The sequence below is a fragment of the Paenibacillus dakarensis genome (assembly GCF_001373415.1).
Lineage (GTDB): Bacteria > Bacillota > Bacilli > Paenibacillales > Paenibacillaceae > Paenibacillus_AQ > Paenibacillus_AQ dakarensis.
Genome location: NZ_CDSE01000042.1, coordinates 39,381 through 57,175 on the forward strand (window position 1 = coordinate 39,381; position 17,795 = coordinate 57,175).

Annotated in this window: 15 protein-coding genes; 2 read left to right on the forward strand and 13 right to left on the reverse strand. The window is 48.2% G+C overall.

Annotated features, from left to right (window positions below; translation table 11 throughout):
• Positions 1-169: 169 nt before the first annotated feature.
• The 11 genes from BN1234_RS12030 to BN1234_RS12080 all read right to left on the reverse strand — a co-directional run bounded on the left by BN1234_RS12030 (position 170) and on the right by BN1234_RS12080 (position 13,912).
• Entirely contained in the window at positions 170-2,182 is a 2,013-nt protein-coding gene (locus tag BN1234_RS12030) for a heavy metal translocating P-type ATPase (RefSeq protein WP_054956906.1), read from the reverse strand.
• Between the two features lie 338 nt (positions 2,183-2,520).
• Entirely contained in the window at positions 2,521-3,699 is a 1,179-nt protein-coding gene (locus tag BN1234_RS12035) for an aldolase/citrate lyase/malate synthase family protein (RefSeq protein WP_054956937.1), read from the reverse strand.
• 186 nt (positions 3,700-3,885) lie between these two features.
• Complete coding sequence (locus tag BN1234_RS12040; RefSeq protein WP_054956907.1) at positions 3,886-5,178, reverse strand: homocysteine synthase; 1,293 nt, start codon at positions 5,176-5,178, stop codon at positions 3,886-3,888.
• Positions 5,179-5,328: 150 nt separating this feature from the next.
• Positions 5,329-6,147: an SDR family NAD(P)-dependent oxidoreductase gene (locus BN1234_RS12045; protein ID WP_054956908.1), complete on the reverse strand. Its 819-nt coding sequence runs from the start codon at positions 6,145-6,147 to the stop codon at positions 5,329-5,331.
• Between the two features lie 295 nt (positions 6,148-6,442).
• Positions 6,443-7,300 carry an ATP-binding cassette domain-containing protein gene (locus BN1234_RS12050; RefSeq protein WP_054956909.1) on the reverse strand — a complete coding sequence of 286 codons (858 nt, stop codon included), beginning with the start codon at positions 7,298-7,300 and terminating at the stop codon, positions 6,443-6,445.
• On the reverse strand, positions 7,293-8,138 hold the full coding sequence (locus BN1234_RS12055; protein ID WP_054956910.1) for a hypothetical protein: 846 nt from the start codon (positions 8,136-8,138) through the stop codon (positions 7,293-7,295). The genes BN1234_RS12050 and BN1234_RS12055 overlap by 8 nt, the downstream gene beginning before the upstream one ends.
• Entirely contained in the window at positions 8,119-8,799 is a 681-nt protein-coding gene (locus tag BN1234_RS12060) for an RNA polymerase sigma factor (protein ID WP_054956911.1), read from the reverse strand. The genes BN1234_RS12055 and BN1234_RS12060 overlap by 20 nt, the downstream gene beginning before the upstream one ends.
• A gap of 62 nt (positions 8,800-8,861) precedes the next feature.
• On the reverse strand, positions 8,862-11,090 hold the full coding sequence (locus BN1234_RS12065) for an ABC-2 transporter permease family protein (RefSeq protein ID WP_054956912.1): 2,229 nt from the start codon (positions 11,088-11,090) through the stop codon (positions 8,862-8,864).
• Positions 11,083-11,952 (reverse strand): ABC transporter ATP-binding protein, encoded by an 870-nt coding sequence (locus tag BN1234_RS12070; RefSeq protein ID WP_054956913.1) that lies wholly within the window; start codon positions 11,950-11,952, stop codon positions 11,083-11,085. Before BN1234_RS12070 ends, BN1234_RS12065 begins: the two co-directional genes overlap by 8 nt.
• A gap of 237 nt (positions 11,953-12,189) precedes the next feature.
• A complete protein-coding gene (locus tag BN1234_RS12075; RefSeq protein ID WP_054956914.1) occupies positions 12,190-13,098 on the reverse strand; it encodes an aldo/keto reductase in 909 nt (302 codons plus the stop codon).
• 19 nt (positions 13,099-13,117) lie between these two features.
• Positions 13,118-13,912 (reverse strand): sulfite exporter TauE/SafE family protein, encoded by a 795-nt coding sequence (locus tag BN1234_RS12080; protein ID WP_054956915.1) that lies wholly within the window; start codon positions 13,910-13,912, stop codon positions 13,118-13,120.
• Positions 13,913-14,088: 176 nt separating this feature from the next.
• On the opposite strand from BN1234_RS12080, the gene BN1234_RS21905 reads away from it, so the two are divergent.
• Complete coding sequence (locus BN1234_RS21905; RefSeq protein WP_082423184.1) at positions 14,089-14,268, forward strand: hypothetical protein; 180 nt, start codon at positions 14,089-14,091, stop codon at positions 14,266-14,268.
• A 142-nt stretch (positions 14,269-14,410) separates the two neighbouring features.
• Here the strand turns inward: BN1234_RS21905 and BN1234_RS12085 are convergent, their stop codons facing one another.
• Positions 14,411-15,103, reverse strand: coding sequence for a hypothetical protein (locus BN1234_RS12085; protein ID WP_054956916.1), 693 nt, complete (start codon positions 15,101-15,103; stop codon positions 14,411-14,413).
• Between the two features lie 192 nt (positions 15,104-15,295).
• On the opposite strand from BN1234_RS12085, the gene ymzB reads away from it, so the two are divergent.
• The gene (ymzB, locus tag BN1234_RS12090; RefSeq protein ID WP_054956917.1) at positions 15,296-15,634 is read left to right on the forward strand and encodes a protein YmzB; all 339 of its coding nucleotides are present in this window, start codon (positions 15,296-15,298) and stop codon (positions 15,632-15,634) included.
• A gap of 91 nt (positions 15,635-15,725) precedes the next feature.
• Here ymzB and BN1234_RS12095 read toward each other — a convergent pair whose 3' ends face one another.
• Entirely contained in the window at positions 15,726-17,762 is a 2,037-nt protein-coding gene (locus BN1234_RS12095; protein WP_054956918.1) for a beta-galactosidase, read from the reverse strand.
• Positions 17,763-17,795: the final 33 nt, after the last annotated feature.

Here is a 17,795-nt window from a genome sequence, read left to right on the forward strand (position 1 = left end):
TAATACACAGAATAATGCAAAATAACACAGGTATAAATTAGAATAATTCTAAATAAATTGTTACATTATTATGATTACTTTTGCGTGCCGTGTCAATAGACGCTGTTGAAACACTTTATTTTAGACGAAGAAGAGCATCCCGCCATGAAGAGTGGAATGCTCTTTCTTGCTATTTATTCGTACGAAGCAAACGGAGTCCGTTCAGAATAACCAAAATCGTACTTCCCTCATGTCCAACGACACCCAGCGGGAGTGGAACTCCCTCCACGAAATTCGTAATAACCAGCGTCAGGATCACCATAATGGCGAACGCTATATTTTGCTTCACGATTCGTTGAGCCTTGCGGGCCAGCTTAACGGTCTCAGCAATTTCCTCGATGTTATCGCTCATTAATACCGCATCGGCCACTTCAAGCGCTGTTCCGCTTCCGGTTACCCCCATGCTAATACCAACGGTAGCTGTAGCCAGTGCAGGAGCATCGTTTACCCCGTCACCGACCATGACGACATGCCCATACTTCTCACGCAGTTGTTTAAGATGCTCGACCTTACCCTCTGGCAATAAGTCAGAGAACACCATATCTACACCGATTTTTTTGGCTATAACTTCTGCAGTTACCTTACGGTCCCCCGTCAACATCGCTACCTGGATACCGAGCTCCTGAAGATGTTTTACAGCTAACACCGCTTGGGGACGTATCTCATCCTGCATCGCAATCATTCCCATGATCCGGTCACTCTGCATGACAACCGATACCGTTTTTCCTTCAGACTCCAGCTTGGTACGGATTTCTTTCCAATTCAACGCTGGAGTTCCCGTTTCCATTTCAGGTTCTTCCGGAGCTGAATGAGCAGTTTCATTACCTTTGCCATCCAGAACATTACTCTTCCCGATCTTCCACAGCTTGCCCTGGACCTCAGCCTGCATTCCCCAGCCTGTAATAGACTGCGCGTGCTCAGTCGGATAAAGTTCAATATTTTCCTCTTCTGCCTTGCTGACGATCGCAACGGCGAGCGGATGTTTTGAGACGCTCTCCACAGATGCACAAATACCAAGCAACTCTTCCCGTGTAATGCCGCTGCCTGTAATAAAATCGGTGATGACCGGAGTCCCCCTTGTCAGTGTTCCCGTCTTATCAAGCGCAACGACCGCAGTTTGGGCCATATTCTCAATATGGGCACCTCCCTTGAACAATACCCCTTTCCGTGCACGGTTCGAAATAGCGGACAGCATGGCCGGCATGATGGATGCGACGAGTGCACAAGGAGATGCAACGACCAGAAACACCATGGCTTTATAGAACGAAGTATCCCAGTCCCATCCAAGCAGCGGTGTGGCCAGCCCGATGATAGCAATCGTCACGATCACCACGATACGAGCATAAATCGCTTCAAAACGCTTAATAAACCGCTCGGATTCTGGAACTTCACTCTCTGCTTTCTCAACCAGTTTAATGATTTTAGAAAAGAGTGTAGCATCCGATGCTTGTGTAACTTCCAAGTATAGAGCACCTTCTCCATTCACTGTACCTGCGAATACATCATCTCCTTCGGTTTTATCCACAGGAACAGATTCTCCAGTGATCGATGCCTGATTAACGTAGGAGCTGCCCCGGTATACCCTGCCATCTGCCGGGATAAGTTCACCCGGTTTCACAAGTATTTGATCCCCAATTTTCAACTGATCAATAGGTACGGAGGTTACCTCGCCATCTTTGATGAGAAGCGCCGTCTCCGGCTGCAGCTCCATTAAGGAGGAAATATCCTTACGGCTCCGCTGCATCGTATAGCTCTCAAGTGCACCACTTAATGCAAAGATAAAGATCAGCATGGCTCCTTCATTCCAGTAACCAATGGTTGCTGCCCCCACAGCTGCAGCGATCATCAGTAAGTTGACGTCAAGATCATGCTTGGTGACAAGCGTCTTTATACCCTCTTTAGCCTTGATCCAACCGCCTGATATATAAGACAACACATAAAGGACAACGGACCATCCTTCTGACCAATGGCCTACTGCCCATGCAATAAGCATCAGACAGCCGCTGCCCAGTGCAGCCAGCACTTCCGGATTTCGAAGCATACTTCGAAGATCCCATTTACCCGGATGGTTCGGCTTTCGAGGACCAGAACCCTCCTCAACTGTAGATACGGAATCCAACTTAGTTCCATGAAGCATTTCCATAACTAATCACCCTCCTACTTGATAATGAGAGCCATTCTTATTCCCCTTAAAATGCCACATGCTGCCCCGGCTTAGCCGGAGCAGCATGCTTATTGAGAATGAAAATCATTGTTGTCTCATACCAATTTATTTTCCTTAGAGCAACTTTATATTATTATATTACCCTCAACCTAAATACTTGTAAACATCTGTTGGCCTGTTCTTTCGATAAAATCATGAATATATGATGACACTTTAGTCCTGCTTGTCCTTTGTAACAGATCAAAAGAGCCCAAACATCCGGCGCGGATGTAATGGACTCTCTATCCTCGGATTATTCACATCTTCGTTCTGGCTTGTCACGCCTCTTCCGCAGCAGATAAACGATTAAACATCCATTCCAACCGAACTCCTGCCAGCCGTACCGGAGCAATTGATCCTGCTTCACAGCACACTTCTGAAATACCTAAACGGTATATCGTATGAAGGTCAGCTGCGGTCACTTCTCCGCTAACTCTTATCCCAATATGCGGCTTAACACGTCGAATTCCGGAGATCACTTCCTCTATATTGTACTGAAGCAAAACCGGATTAGCCCATTCCGTAATCTCCTTCGTAAGATCAATCCCTCCCCGTATCGCTCTGGGATTGTCACGATTCTCGCTAACCTGGTGTGTTAAATCATACTCTGTATCCATAACAATGACATCAGCCAACCGGGCAATGTCTGCGGCATCATCCGGTGCAATTTCGGGATGGAGCAGCGCACCGATTCTAAGTTCAACGGTAGGCTTCAATTGACAAAGCGTCTGTTTACCTACTTCATCCATAAATTCATACGCTGCCGTGAAATCCGCCGCATCTGCAGGCCAAAAAGCAAGCAGCTCCAGCCGGCATTCCGTTCCTTCTTCCTGACAACGTGCTAATGCCCGGTACCATGATTCGAGCTGAATATCCTGCAGCTCATACCTCGCTTCAGGACTGCATTCTACTGCCTTATCCCACGCAAGGCTTACTGAACATAAAGCGCCTCGGGCGGCTTGAATAATAGCGGTCCCCTCCTCGGTCCAAAGCGAGACCAGACGAGTACGATAGTACAGCTTCTCTATTTCATCCTGACTATCAAGCCAATCCCGATAAATCTCATGCAAAAGTACATTCGCATGAAGCATAGCTTCCCCTCTTAACAGGCCGATCCCCTGAGCGCCTCTCCTCATTCCCGCATCCGCTTGATCCGAGGTTTCGGCTCTTGCCAGCACTTTTAATTTCCTCTTACTGTCACTCCATTGAAGCAGGCGCATGAATGATGACTGATCTTTACCGGAAGCTTCTTTTTTACGTATAAGTTCTTCTATATCTTCTGGAGCCGCAAGCAACAGCAGTGCTTCCTCATGAGTAATCCCACCGGTAACTGTCCATTTACTAAATACATCAAATTCCGTTCCACTTCCTGCCCCCCGCTCCCGGTCGCTTCTGCTGAACATGTCATAAAGGCGCTTCCCGAGTTCCGTGCCGTTTCCCCTTTTCCCATCGGTCATGATATTCGTTCTACCCCTTTTCACCTCAATTGGTTGTTCCTGCAACCTCCTTAATGATTATTATGAAGCAGCTGGAAATATACAGATTAATGGGGTTTTCAAATATGTAAATAGGCGTTTTGCAAAAATGCCAAAATAAAAAGGCACTCTCCTCCATTCAGGGGAAAATGCCTTTTGTTTTACTCTTTACTTCTGGCTTGCAGCTAAAGCCTGCTCCAGATCATATAAAATATCGTCAATGGACTCCGTTCCGACCGAAATACGAAGAAGCTCCGGATTTACACCTGCCTTAATCTGTTCTTCCTCCGTTAACTGCTGGTGAGTCGTGCTTGCAGGGTGAATAATCAGTGATTTGGAATCGCCCACGTTTGCAAGGTGGGAGAACAGTTTTACATTCTCAATCACTTTGCGTCCCGCTTCTGTTCCGCCCTTAATTCCGAATGTCAGAATAGCACCTTGGCCCTTCGGCAAATATTTCTGTGCCAGTTCATACGACGGGTGACTTGGCAGCCCCGCATAACTAACCCACTCCACAGCATCATGGCTTTCCAGGTATTGTGCTACCTTAAGCGCGTTCTGGCTGTGACGCTCCATACGAAGGTGAAGGGTTTCGAGTCCCTGGAGCAGCATCCAGGAGTTAAACGGAGAAATGGAAGCCCCTATATCTCGGAGCAATTGAACACGGGCTTTTATTATATAGGCTACTGGTCCAACCGCTTCTGTGTACACTACACCATGGTAGCTAGGGTCCGGCTCGGTTAATCCAGGGAATTTCCCGCTTGCCGCCCAGTCAAACTTACCACCGTCTACAATCACGCCGCCGATCGAAGTGCCGTGACCGCCGATAAACTTCGTAGCAGAATGCACAACGATGTCTGCACCATGCTCAATCGGACGAAGGAGATAAGGGCTTGGAAATGTATTATCAACAATAAGCGGAATTCCGTGCTCATGCGCAATATTCGCTAAAGCTTCTATATCCAGAACATTCCCCTGGGGATTACCGATCGTCTCAGCGTACAAGGCCTTGGTCTTATCGTTAATATACTTGCGGTAATTCTCCGGATCTGAGGAGTCCACGAAGTGAGCCTTAATCCCCAGTTTAGCAAATGTGTTCGAGAATAAGTTATAAGTACCACCGTAAAGGCTTGAGGAGGATACAATCTCATCACCCGCGCCCGCTATATTAAGAATCGAGAACGTGATCGCTGCTTGACCCGAGGCTGTAGCCAATGCGCCTGCCCCGCCTTCCAGTGCTGCAATCCGCTGCTCGAACACATCTGTTGTCGGGTTCATAATCCGGGTATAAATATTGCCGAATTCCTTTAGTGAGAACAGATTAGCTGCATGCTCACTATCCCGAAATCCATAAGAAGTCGTCTGGTAAAGCGGCACCGCACGAGACATCGTTGTCGGGTCGATCTCTTGTCCGGCATGTACGGCTAATGTTTCAAAAGAAAATTTGTGCTCTTCTGACATGGATACTTCCTCCCTTTACATTCGATGGAAAATATGATGCTATAATTTCTCTCATTCTCTCACACTTTCCAACGTTTGAAAAGGATTAATTCCTATTATATCAATCGGAATTAATTGGACGTTTAATATCATCCTCACTGGCAGGATAACTTATTCTTCCTTCACCATTCCCCAGCCATAACCTGCCTCAGGTGACGTATCCTCAGGCATACCTGGCAGAATCAGGCCGCCATCAATACGAAGATTGATGCCGGTAATGTAGGATGCGGCATTCGAGCTAAGCCAGGCAATGGCTTCACCGATATCAGACGGTGTACCAATACGTCCGAGCGGTATTTTTTTACCCAACGGCTCTTCTTCCGCATTTTGATTAAGCCGGATTACAGTCGCACCCGGTGCTACACAATTGACGCGAATACCATAAGGGGCACACTCCAGTGCCAGTGATTGTGCCGAACGGATTAAGGCAGCCTTCATCCCGCCGTAAATACTGTCTTTCGGATAAGCTCTTTCTCCCCGGGAAGAAGTAATAAAGATGATATTCCCCGGAATATGATGGGCTATCATTTCCTTCACTGCATATTTGCTGAGCAGCATGGGGGCCCTGTAGTCCAGATTAATCGTTGTATCTATATCATCTTCATCCATCTCCGTCAGGATCGAATGATTCCCGACCCCCGCATTATTTACAAGCAAATCTATACGTCCCAGCTCTTCCACCGTCTTCTTCACGACCGACTCCGCTTCTTCCCTGATGGTTAGATCACTCTGAATGATGAGTGGAGCTTTACCGTAAATGTGGGAAATATCCTCTTCCACCTTACGGATATCTTCCTCGCTGGAGCGATAGGTCAATGCCAGCCGATACCCTTTTTCAGCCAATACCTTCGCGATTCCCCTGCCGATCCCGATTCCTGCTCCGGTAATCAGAGCCACCTTCTCATTTTCCTGAGCTCCTGCCGTTCCCATAATGTATTCTCTCCCTTCGGATAAATAGTTGTTAGCGGAACAGGCTTCACTGGAAAATGGCGCTGTCCCTCTATTCTTTATACCCGGGAGGCGTATCGCTGATAGAATATGAACCCAAAATAACTAAATCCGGAGAGGTTCAGACACAAGAATAAAAGCTAATCTGAATACCAGAAAGGGGCAGTCCCGGGCAGGTCGATATGACCTAAGGGACTGCCCCTTTAGCTGCAGTGCCGTTACCTGGTTGCGGGAACGCTGCGGGCTGCAGATACAGCTTATTTTCTTTTGACTCATGTTATGCTCTTCGAGCAAGGACGTCCATATGGACAAAAAAAGTATCCTCAAGCGTTGGCTCCACCTCCGAGTATTCGGGGCCGGGCGCCGTACTTCCCATGCGCCTTACCCGAACGCCCTCCGGCAGCATTCTGAAGTGGATGATATTCTGTTCCGGAATCGTCTCAAACTCCTCAAGACTGACGGCTCCCTCCCACACCTTCAAAGGTGCGGCAAGCTTCCAGGCTCTGGGCGAGCCATTGTAGCGAATACGTCCTCTATGAATCCAAAGCACGGTGTCAGTCACATCCTCCCACTCATTCAGCTCATGGGCAGCGACAACGACCAATCGATCCTTGGCGTACCTTGATAAATAAGTGATCAGGAATTTACGCTCCTCCGCATCCATGCCATTCAGCGGCTCATCCAGAAACAGAAATGTCGGCGAAGCCAGAAGAGCCTGCACTACCGCAATTCTGCGCTGCACACCCTGGGACAGGTTCTTCACCTTGGTACGGCGGTATGTTTCCAGGCGAAAGTCACTCATAAGACGATCAATTCTTTCAGAAGCATAAACGCCTTTCATTTCTGCTAAATAGGTCAACAGCTTGCCAGTCTTCATATCACCATAGAGCTCAATTTCCGAAGGAACATAGCCGATCTGGCTGCGAACAAGCGGCAGATGATCCGAAGCCTTGCGCCCTTTGTACAAAATCGTCCCCTCATCCGGAGCCTGAAGCGTTGTCAGCATCTCCAAAAGTGTTGTTTTGCCCGCCCCGTTCGCCCCGACAATCAGGTTTAATCCGGAAAAGAGTCTCGCTCTTTCGATCTCCAATCGGTATGTGCCAGCCTGACGAACGAGGCCCTCCATGTTAATCATGCGCAGCTCCTCCGGTAAATGTGCTGTCTCTGCGACTCCGGCCATAAGAGGATATCAGAAAAAATGCACCAACCAGAAGGAAGCCAACATCTATTGGAGTTTTCATAAAATGCGGTTCTCCATAGGCATTGATCTGTCCTTGAAGCAGGATCCACAAGCCGTACACGAAAATAGCAGATACCATGGAAGCCACGATTCCCTTTCGGAACATCATATACATGGCGACACCGCCTGTCATGAGCAGAACACTCATCCATTCAAGTACAAAGGGTCCAAACAAAAAATGAGACGACTCCGCATTCATAGCTCGTATACCTAGTACCAGTGTACTAAGCAGTGCCATGCCTACCACAATAGCGGTGACCATAAGTAAACGGCTGTATAATACGAGAGCCGGCGGATAAGGAGTAATGGACTCCACCGCCCGCATGCCCCGGTCCCATGTCCGGCTGCTAAAGAGCATCGAAGCAATCAGCAGAAGCGGTGTGATAAGCGGAAAGATCCCACCCGGGATGCCAGCGAATTGATCCAGCGGATACTCCGGATTAATGAGCAGGACAAGCATGCTGAATACAGCGCTGCTTGCGAGCAGAATCGATTTCTGATTCAGTCGAAGCTGATTGCGCAGCAGTTGTCCTAATGAAGGGGGGTCTACCTGCGGATTGAAATCCAGTTTAGGCGGCGTGGCTTCAAGCTTAAGCTGATCGAATTCTCCCTGCAGCGAAGCAATCATCTGCGCTGTTTCAGCAGACGAGGGAGGCGGCATGATTGCCCGGGTTAACGGGCCTCTAAGCTCCTCCTCAAGCTCTCTCAGTTCGTTATCGGAAGGATGATCCATGGGAATACACCTCACTTTCTTTTTGTTGGATGGGTAAGTCTTCTTTACTTCCGGTTTTCTTCTTGGCATCGGAACCGCCTGGCGGACCGCTTGAGCGGGCAGCAGACGCCGGTGCGTAAGAGTCTTCTAATGTCATCACTTTCTTTAGCTTTCTCAGAGCGTTATATAAATGTGTCTTCACTGTGCTAAGGGGGATGTCCAGCAGCTCCGATATTTCCTGAAGCTTCATGTCGTGAAAGAACCGTAATGACACAACTTGCTTCTGGACCACCGGAAGTCGTTCCAGTGAAGCTGCAATTTCTGTAGATGTTTCCTGCCTCTCCAGCAGCTCTTCAGCTCCCGCTGACGGGTCAGAACGCTCCGGCATCTCCTCACCAGCCAGTCCCTCTGACCGGTACGCTGAGCTCTTCCAATAGTCTTTACATTGATTGAGGGCCACACGATAGAGCCATGATCTGACATGCTCTAAAGCTCCGTGTTCTCTAAAATGACGAATCAGCCTGATGAAGGTTTCCTGTACGATATCCTGAGCCTTCTGACGATCCTGCAGCTGATTGGATATATAATGAAGCAGCGGACCGTGGTAACGGGTTATCAGCATCTCGAAGGCATCCTGGTCACCGGCAGCCATTCTTTCGGATAGCTCCTGATCGGAAATCAAAGCCTAATCCCCCCTTTCTGTATTTAATATCATGGCCTAAGCTGAATGACGGACGAGGAGCACTACTTCTTTGAGTCCGTTCCTGCATCGCCTACGATTCTATCCCATTCCTGGAGCCATTCTTCCAGAGATATTGGACGCTCATTCAAATATAGATTGTCCCTGCTGCCCGGCTGAAAAATGCCCTGATTATAAAAATGCAGCAGAAGCTCTTTCACCTGAACATCTTTTCCCTCGGCTAAGGCTTGTGAAACCTGCTTCAGCATTTGACGGCCAATCCCCTTAGGATCCATGTCCGGATCCTTCATTGTCAATAATTGAATAGGCTGCGTCCAGCCGTATCGATTAACAACCTCTTCATTACTTAAACCTTCTGCTTCCCGTAAATACATATACCAGAACAAGCTGCTGATCTTTCCGCGAACATCCCGCTCAATATCTGCGCTTTCTGAGTACCACATCAGCCCTTCTTGACTGCCGAAAAGCATGTTATTCATCCAGGTTCCAGATAAGCCGCTTGTTGAATCATAGGTATAATTTCTGAAAGATAAAATCAACCCATTGTCCCGCTTGCTATGCTCATCCTCCAGCGTATCCAGATTCGCACCTATATCTGAACCTATATACATAATGTGCGTAATATCAGGCTTTAGTTCAGGAATCCACTGGGTAAAATAATCATATTGTTCTTTTAACACCTCCAGCATCCCCTCGGTATACTCCCGGTTAAAAGGTGTTGTTACGACCGTGACGGGAAGTCCCTCCTGCTTCAGCTCGAGCCAATCACGGCTGCCAATCAGCGTAAGCCCCATCACTTCTTTTCCCTCGAAAAGCTGGTATCCCTTCTCTCGGACCAGCTCCGGGATGCCTGTATACAAGGGATTGGAGTAACCCTCGACCTTCAGTCTCATTTCTGCCGGCGGGAAATACATTCCTGAGTAGCGAAAGCCGGTAAATATTCTTCTAGCCGGGTCAACGTCCTTTACGTAAACATCCTGATGTCCGGGGAGCGGATACCAAGCCATAGACTTGGGCAGATTCACCTCTGCTCCCACGCTGAAGACAGGGTATTTTTCCCCATTATAATCCTGGAGAAACTCCATCATCTTCCCGCGGTAAGATATCTCAATCTCCATATCCCCCTGTATACCGCTTGGAATATCAATATTCAGGTGATCTCCTTGACGCCGGTATGTGTTATCGACTCCTTGCACAAGCACTTTATTCACTTCAAAGCCCCGATGCAGTGTAAGCGGAAATGTCGTTCTTCTTTCGAGTTCCTTATGCGGAACCTCCAACTTGGCATGGAGGACAAGCAGGTCATCCTTCTGTCTCTTCAAGGCAATATCGTACTTGGTGATGTTCAGTCTCTCATCCTTGGAAAAAACCGTTTCAGCCAAGCGGATGGAAGGATCGTTCTTCTTCACCTGAACCGAAGCATATCGATCCTGCCACAGCGTAGCGTATGGAATAAAAGTTGACGTGGACAATAGAGCCGCCCCAGCCACGGCAAGCCAGTGCCATTTCATATTCATCGTGGGCCGGGTACGGTTTAACAACAGCAGGCAGACCGTCAGTAAGAGCATTGTAAAGGACAAGACGAACATCCGCGATTGATTCATCTCTCCCCTGAACAGCTCATATCCCCAGGTTTCATCGGTTAAAGGATTGGAGGTCAGAAAGAACTGGTTCAAATGAAAGGTTTTAAGCGCATAAAATCCCGATTGTTCTATCAGGAAAATATCCATAAAAAAGGTGCCGAACATCCATGCACAGAACCCGATCAAATAGACCACACGGTTCGGAATGCAGACCGCAAGCAGCATGGCCAGGGCCACAGTAACCAGATACGATACCTCCGCCTGTAGTGCAATATTCAGCATAAGCCGCAGGGCGACAGCACCGCTGACACCCTGGTTTACTGATATCGCATAGATCGCTGCAGACGTCGGCAGTGTGAACAAGGACATGTATAAGACAGCCACCAAATATTTAGAGGAGAGCAGCATCCCGAAAGATACAGGTAAACTTCGGTTCCACTCATAGGACGATTGCTTCATGTCCCGGCGAACCGTTAGAATGCCAAGCATCATCGCAGGTCCAAGAGAGATGGTATGGGCGACGGAATGAACTGATATAAGCTGGGAGTAAACTCTAGGTTCGATGTATTCCTGGGCATCCAATGCAAACAGAAGGAACGCCACACCATAAAGCACAGGAAGCAGGACCAATAGAGGATTTCCCAGAACGAGCCGAAGCTCAAGTCCACACTGCTTCATCCATTTATTCATTTCTGTCCCTCCGAAGTAACGTTAAATAACCATCCTCAAGCGTCGGCGGAACCTGAACCGCTCCACTCATGGGTGAGGCAGCTCCTGTCATTCTGCACACAATCCCTTCGGACACCGTACGGGTTGAAACAATCCGGGCCGGATTTACCGCTGAAAGCTGCCCCGAATTCAGCAAGACCTCCCATACATATCCCTCCCCGCAGGCCTGAAGCTCGGCTAAATCACCGGTCATAAGCAGGCAGCCCCTGTTCATGACAGCGACCCGGCGGCAGTTGCTCTCGATATCAGCTACGATGTGAGTGGACAGCAGTACCGTCCTGTTTATGCTGAACCGGGTGAGCATATTGCGAAACCGTACCCGTTCCTGCGGATCAAGACCGGCGGTAGGCTCATCCACAATGAGCACCTCCGGGGAGCCGAGAAGAGCCTGGGCGATACCCAGTCGCTGCTTCATGCCTCCGGAGTAGGTACGGACTTTTTGGTCCGCCTTTTCTTGCAAATTGACCATCTCCAGAAGCTTTGTAATTTCATTTCGACGCATCGTTTTATCTGTGATTCCCTTCATGACACCGACATAATCCAAATAGTCACGTCCGGTCATCTTCGGGTAAATACGGAAATGCTGTGGAAGATATCCGATCATCCTCCGGATTTCTTCTGATCTTCCAATGGGTATCCCATTTATCGTGACCTGCCCTGAAGTTGGAGCCAGCAGTGTCGCTAGAATACGCATTAATGTTGTTTTACCGGCACCGTTAGGCCCAAGCAGCCCCGTCATCCCTTTCTCAAAAGTCAGGGAAACATCAAGCAGCGCCCAGGCGCCTTTCCTATAAGTTTTGGATAAATGCTCAATTGTAATCATGTGCCAGGCCCTTTCATGACATCTTAAATAATTAGTCCGCGCGGTTCTTATTATGGAAACGAAGCAGACCATAAAAAAGTTTGTATCCCTATCATATACCTTCAATAAAATTTCAATGAAGTCCCAAATATACCCGGCGGCCAATAGAAGGCTCACCGGGTATAGGGTCTGTACAATATTAAACATTAATCATATATATTATTTACGCAGTAAATCACAGAGTTTCAGCAGAAGAAATTACCGGTGCTGTTCATAACGGTTCGCCCTGCTAATCGCCTGAATTAACTGAATCTCCTGCGGTGTGAGCGGCGTAAGCCCCCCTGCAGCGGCATTGTGTCTTAGCTGATCCACCGTACTTGCCCCGGGAATAACACTGGCAACCGCTTTATGTGAAAGAGCATACCGGATTGCCGTATGAGACAAATCGCGTACGGATTTGAATTCCTTGTTCAGCTGTCTCGTAATATCCAGAAGCTCTTCTTGTGTATAGTCGAGATAGCCCTTCTCCGCCTTCTCTTCACTTCGATCACTCAAGATGCCCTTAGCTACTGGTCCTCTGGCAATAACAGATATCCCGCTCTCTGCAAGAAGCGGCAGGACCTCCTCTTCAGGACGCCGATCGAGAATGCTGTACTGCATCATCACACTAACGATGTTTGATCTCTTCACGTACTCACGGATCACATTCGGGCGAATCGAGGATATGCCGTAATAACGAATCCAGCCCTCCTGCTTCAGCTCTTCAAAAGCTTCTATGGTCTCATCGATCGGATCATCCAAGGTTCCGCCGTGCAATTGATATAAATCTATGTAATCCGTGCCAAGGCGCCGCATACTGTCTTTTACGGCTGACTTGATATACGCCTTCGAAGGATCCCATACCCAGCCTTCTTCACCAGGGACACGGCGGTTACCGACCTTGGTCGCAAGGATTACGTCTTTCCGGCGGCCTTTAATTGCTTTACCGACCAGTTCCTCGTTTACTCCCGCATCATAGAGATCAGCTGTGTCCAGCAGATTGATCCCTTGCTCCAGGGCCTCCTGAACAAGTCGAATCGCCTGCTTCTCTTCCGTTCCCAAAGACATGCAGCCGAGTCCGATTTCACCTACATACAAGTCCGATGAGCCCAATTGATTTTTCTTCATTCGTAAACCCTCCTTGTTTCTATATCAAAATATCCATCCATATCTTCACCGCTGTTACAGCGATCAGAACGACAAGCGCGTACCGAAGCAGCTTCACGTTCACTCTTCGGCTCACATAGGTGCCAACAGGTGCACCCAGCAAGCTGCCAACCACCGCAAATACAGCCGGCCAGACGGGTATGCCTCCTGCTGCTAATTTACCGATTACTCCGCCTAAGGCTGAGAGAAAGACAATGGCCAGTGATGAGGCAATGGTTATTCTCGTTGGGATTTTAAGCACTATAAGCATGATCGGAATCAGAATAAACGCTCCGCCAGCCCCTACAATACCAGATACAATACCCACAAGGAAGGCAGCGGAAACAGCAATCAATACATTATAAACAACCTCGGAAACCGGCTTGCTCTCCGCTGTGGCTTTTGCCGGAATAACCATTATCACTGCGGCAATGATCGCCAGAACTCCATATATCATATTGATCGAAGCACTGTTTAGATATAGGGAAGACACACTGCCGATCAGACTCCCGATCAAGGTGGCGAGCCCCATTTGAAGGACGAGCTTTTTATGTACGAGCGAGGGTCCCTTCTTCGTGCTGATCCGGTTCGATACCATACCCGACAACGATGCAAAAAATACCTGCAGCATACTGATCGAAGCAACCTCTTTAGGCGTAAAGCCTGTAAACCCGAACCATTCAGGTATGTATAACAGAAGCGGGAAGTTGATGATTGCGCCCCCGATGCCAAGCAGTCCGGAGAAAAATGAACCGAAAAGACCGATAATAACCATGATGATATACTCTATAACCATACTGACGGATCCCCATTCGTTATGATTGTATAATAAATCAACGCTTAATACATTTAACTGAGGTATATGTTATGAAATGAGTTCGAGATAGGCAATATTAATACTGTACTGTCCCCAGATTATCGACTATAATAAAACCAAGTAATTAGATCGGAAAAACAGGAGGTGCTCTCCCATTGTTCAGCAAGTTCAAATCCATGTTCCAAGACAGATGTCCCGAATGTGAACAAAAACTGGTTTCGCATTATGACCATATGACGCTGACCAAGCACTGTCCCGACCATCACTATACCGAGGAAACGTATAACCAGCTTGGAGTAACGATCGTATATAGGCCAAACCGGAATAATGAATGACTCTGCATAGATGAAGATTCCTGTTTAATCGTACCATATTTTTATAAAATGTCAGGACAATATATACAAAAAAAGGGATGTCTCTCAGGTCCGGGCCTGAAAAACATCCTTTTTTTTGCAATTGAAACAGCGCGCATTCTGTTTATACATCAGATTTACCTGAACGCATCATCCTCCAGCCGAACAGAAGCGTCCATACATAGGGCGGACCCGCGCTAACTAGATAGATAGGCAGGCTGTAATCAGGCAGCAGAAGCGCCGCAATAATACCCGCGACTCCCCAGATTCCCGCCCAAATACCGGCGGTGGAAAGCCATCTTGGAAAGCTGTTTTTTTCTTTGAATAGAGCTAAAGCAGTCAAGGACACCCCAATCCAGGCCAGTGCCATGGCGAAGTCGCCAACCATAATCCCGAAGGCATATATTCCGATCAATATCCCTTGTGCTGCCGGCTCTCTGTCAAGCCCTATATAATGAACAGCCGTAGGGAGAATGGTCATCTCCATCGCCAGGATAATGACCCAGATGGTTAATGCAGCAGCGAAAAAACGCGCGGCTAACCGGGCTGTTGGTCCCGCTCCGGCGTATGTTTCTCCTGCCGACAGGCCGCTGAACCACAGCAGAACAGCCAGAAGCATCAGACTATGGTCTATCTGCCAATAGAATGTGCCTTCATGGATAATATGAATAGCTTCGAGACCGCTCCAAGGGTTCGCCGCAGGTGGATGCATAGCTGTTGAAATCCCCAGCAGCAATCCGCCTGCAAGCAAAGAAAGCCCTGCTGACCTCTCTAAGCTCCACCAAGGGACTCTGTCTTGTTGCTGTTTGCGTTCCAATAGTCTATCCTCCCTAAATTACAGTTTCTAATCGCTATTAACCGTTTACGGGGCCTGTTAGACACATACCGCGATATATTCACAAAAAACGATGGTTCTTTGGCAGTATGGATAAAAAATTGAAATAAGACAGCCTGGTTTGGGTAATGACTACTCATACGAACAATTTTGTACTTAAGGAAGGTGAACGGTATGGCACATCCTCTGGAACAAGTATCGGAGTGGTTAAAATCCCACACCAACCAGAATATTCTTATCGAAAAAAAAGAACAGGACGATCTGGATCAGGTCCGTCTTCTGCTTGAATTTATCGGGTACCGGGATAATGATAACTGCTCTATTGACGACTATATTGCCTGCAAGGCTCTCCTGCTTCATGGAAGCGGAGTGGTCATTACTGACGGGCATGAGGCTCCTCTCCCTGACAGCACGTTTACAATTCCAGTCGATAATCTGTCCCGCACCGAAGTGAGAGACAAGCAGGTTACCTTGCAAAATGGGCGCGGTACGTATACCCTTTCAGTTCAGTAGGCTCCTATCCTGCATCATATGACAGGACAAAAACAGCCGGATATCCTCAGGCTCCATGCCTGCTAATCCGGCTGTTTTTCATTTATACTATTTATTCCTTCGCCACTCGCTCCAGAATCATCACATCACGGCCGGCAATGGTAACCTTACCGCACACCTTCCGCCCTGTGAGAAGCTCGATAAGCGGCTTGTCGCCTGCATCAATTACGGCTTCATCAGTGTTATGATTCAGAACGAACAGGTAAGAGACATCACCTTTCACCCGTTCCGATACTTCAACGCCAACCGGTGCATCCAGTGGAGCGTGAATTCCCATGTCTGCACACAGATGACCCAGGAAACTTTCCAAGAAGTCCGAAACCGGACTGCTGGCCACATAATACGCCTGACCTTCGCCGAACTTGTTACGTGTCAGAACGGGAGTCCCCTGATAGAAATCAGATCCGTATTCCGCCAGTACCTCTGCTGTCTCCGCGTGGATAATATCACACAATATGCCGCAAGGATAGCAGCCTTGGAGACTGCCCATACCTTTTTTCATCACCATTTCATTAAACTGTCCCGGATAAAGCGCATCTATCTCCTCAGCCCATACTCCAAGAACCTTCCGCAGTTCACCCGGGTACCCCCCGAGCGTAACCAAGTCATTCTCATTCACAATTCCGCTAAAGAATGTCGTTATAAACGTACCTCCGCGGGCAACGAAATCCTCTACCTTCTTCGCAAAGCCCGGCTTCACCATATACATGACCGGAGCAATGACAAGATCATAGGCACTTAACTCCTCTTCGACGCTGATCATATCCGTTCCGATATGGTTCTTGTACAGCGCATCGTAATATTTATGAACCTCATCCACATATTTTAGAGCCACGCTTGGTCCGCTTGACAGCTCCACAGCCCAGCGATTTTCCCAGTCGAACATGATGGCAGCTCTGTTTCTGGACCGTGAATCAACGATTTTGTCCCCGAGTCCCTGCAGCTCTTTCCCAAGTTCTGCACACTCACGGAACACACGAGTATGCTCGTGACCTGCATGCTCAATGAGAGCCCCGTGATACTTCTCGCAGGCACCGACGGAACGGCGAAGCTGGAAGAACATAACCGTATCGGCGCCGTGCGCTACAGCTTGATAGCTCCACAGCCGCATCACACCTGGACGCTTTAATGCATTATAAGCCTGCCAGTTCTGCTGGCTTGGAGTCTGCTCCATGAGCATAAACGGCTGTCCGCTCTTTAACCCGCGCATCAGGTCATGGCTCATGGATGTAAAGCTGAACGGCGTATCCATAGACGGATAATTGTCCCATGATATGACATCCATATACTTGGCCCACTTGAAATAATCCAGCTCCGGATACGTGCCCATCAGGTTCGTTGTAATTGGAATTTGCGGCGTCACGGACTTCAAAGCCTCGTATTCAAGTCTATAGCATTCGAGCAGACTGTCCGATTGGAACCGGCGGTAATCGAGTGAAATACCCTGAAAATTCGTCCGGTTGCCATCCCACTCTTCACTCAGTATATTCGGGACAACGATCTCATCCCACTCATAAAATGTATGTCCCCAGAATGCTGTATTCCAAGCCTTATTTAATTTCTCGATCGTTCCATAACGTTCTTTCAGCCACACCCTGAACTGCTGCTCACATTGATCACAGTAGCAGTACCCCCCATACTCATTGGAGATATGCCATGCGGATAGCATCTCGTGATCCTTGTAACGCTCTGCTAGCATAGCTGCGAGCTTTACAGAATATTTGCGGTAGGTCGGACTGTTCGGACATGAATTATGACGTCCGCCAAATTTGCGCTTACGGCCATGATAATCGACACGAAGCACATCCGGATATTTCTTAGCCATCCATGCTGGATGGGCCCCTGTGCTTGTTGCAAGACAGACCCGAATATTCTCCTGCGCCAGACGATCCATAATACGATCAAGCCACGCAAAATCATAAGTATTCTCATCCCGCTGGGACTTTGCCCAGGAAAAGACGTTAATTGTTGCGACATCGATTCCTGCCAGCTTAAACATCCGCATATCCTCTTCCAACGTGGCCTCATCCCACTGTTCGGGATTGTAATCTCCTCCGTACCAGATCTTTGGCAATTGTTCACTAAGCATGAATGAATCCTCCTAAAAAATGTGATCGGGCCT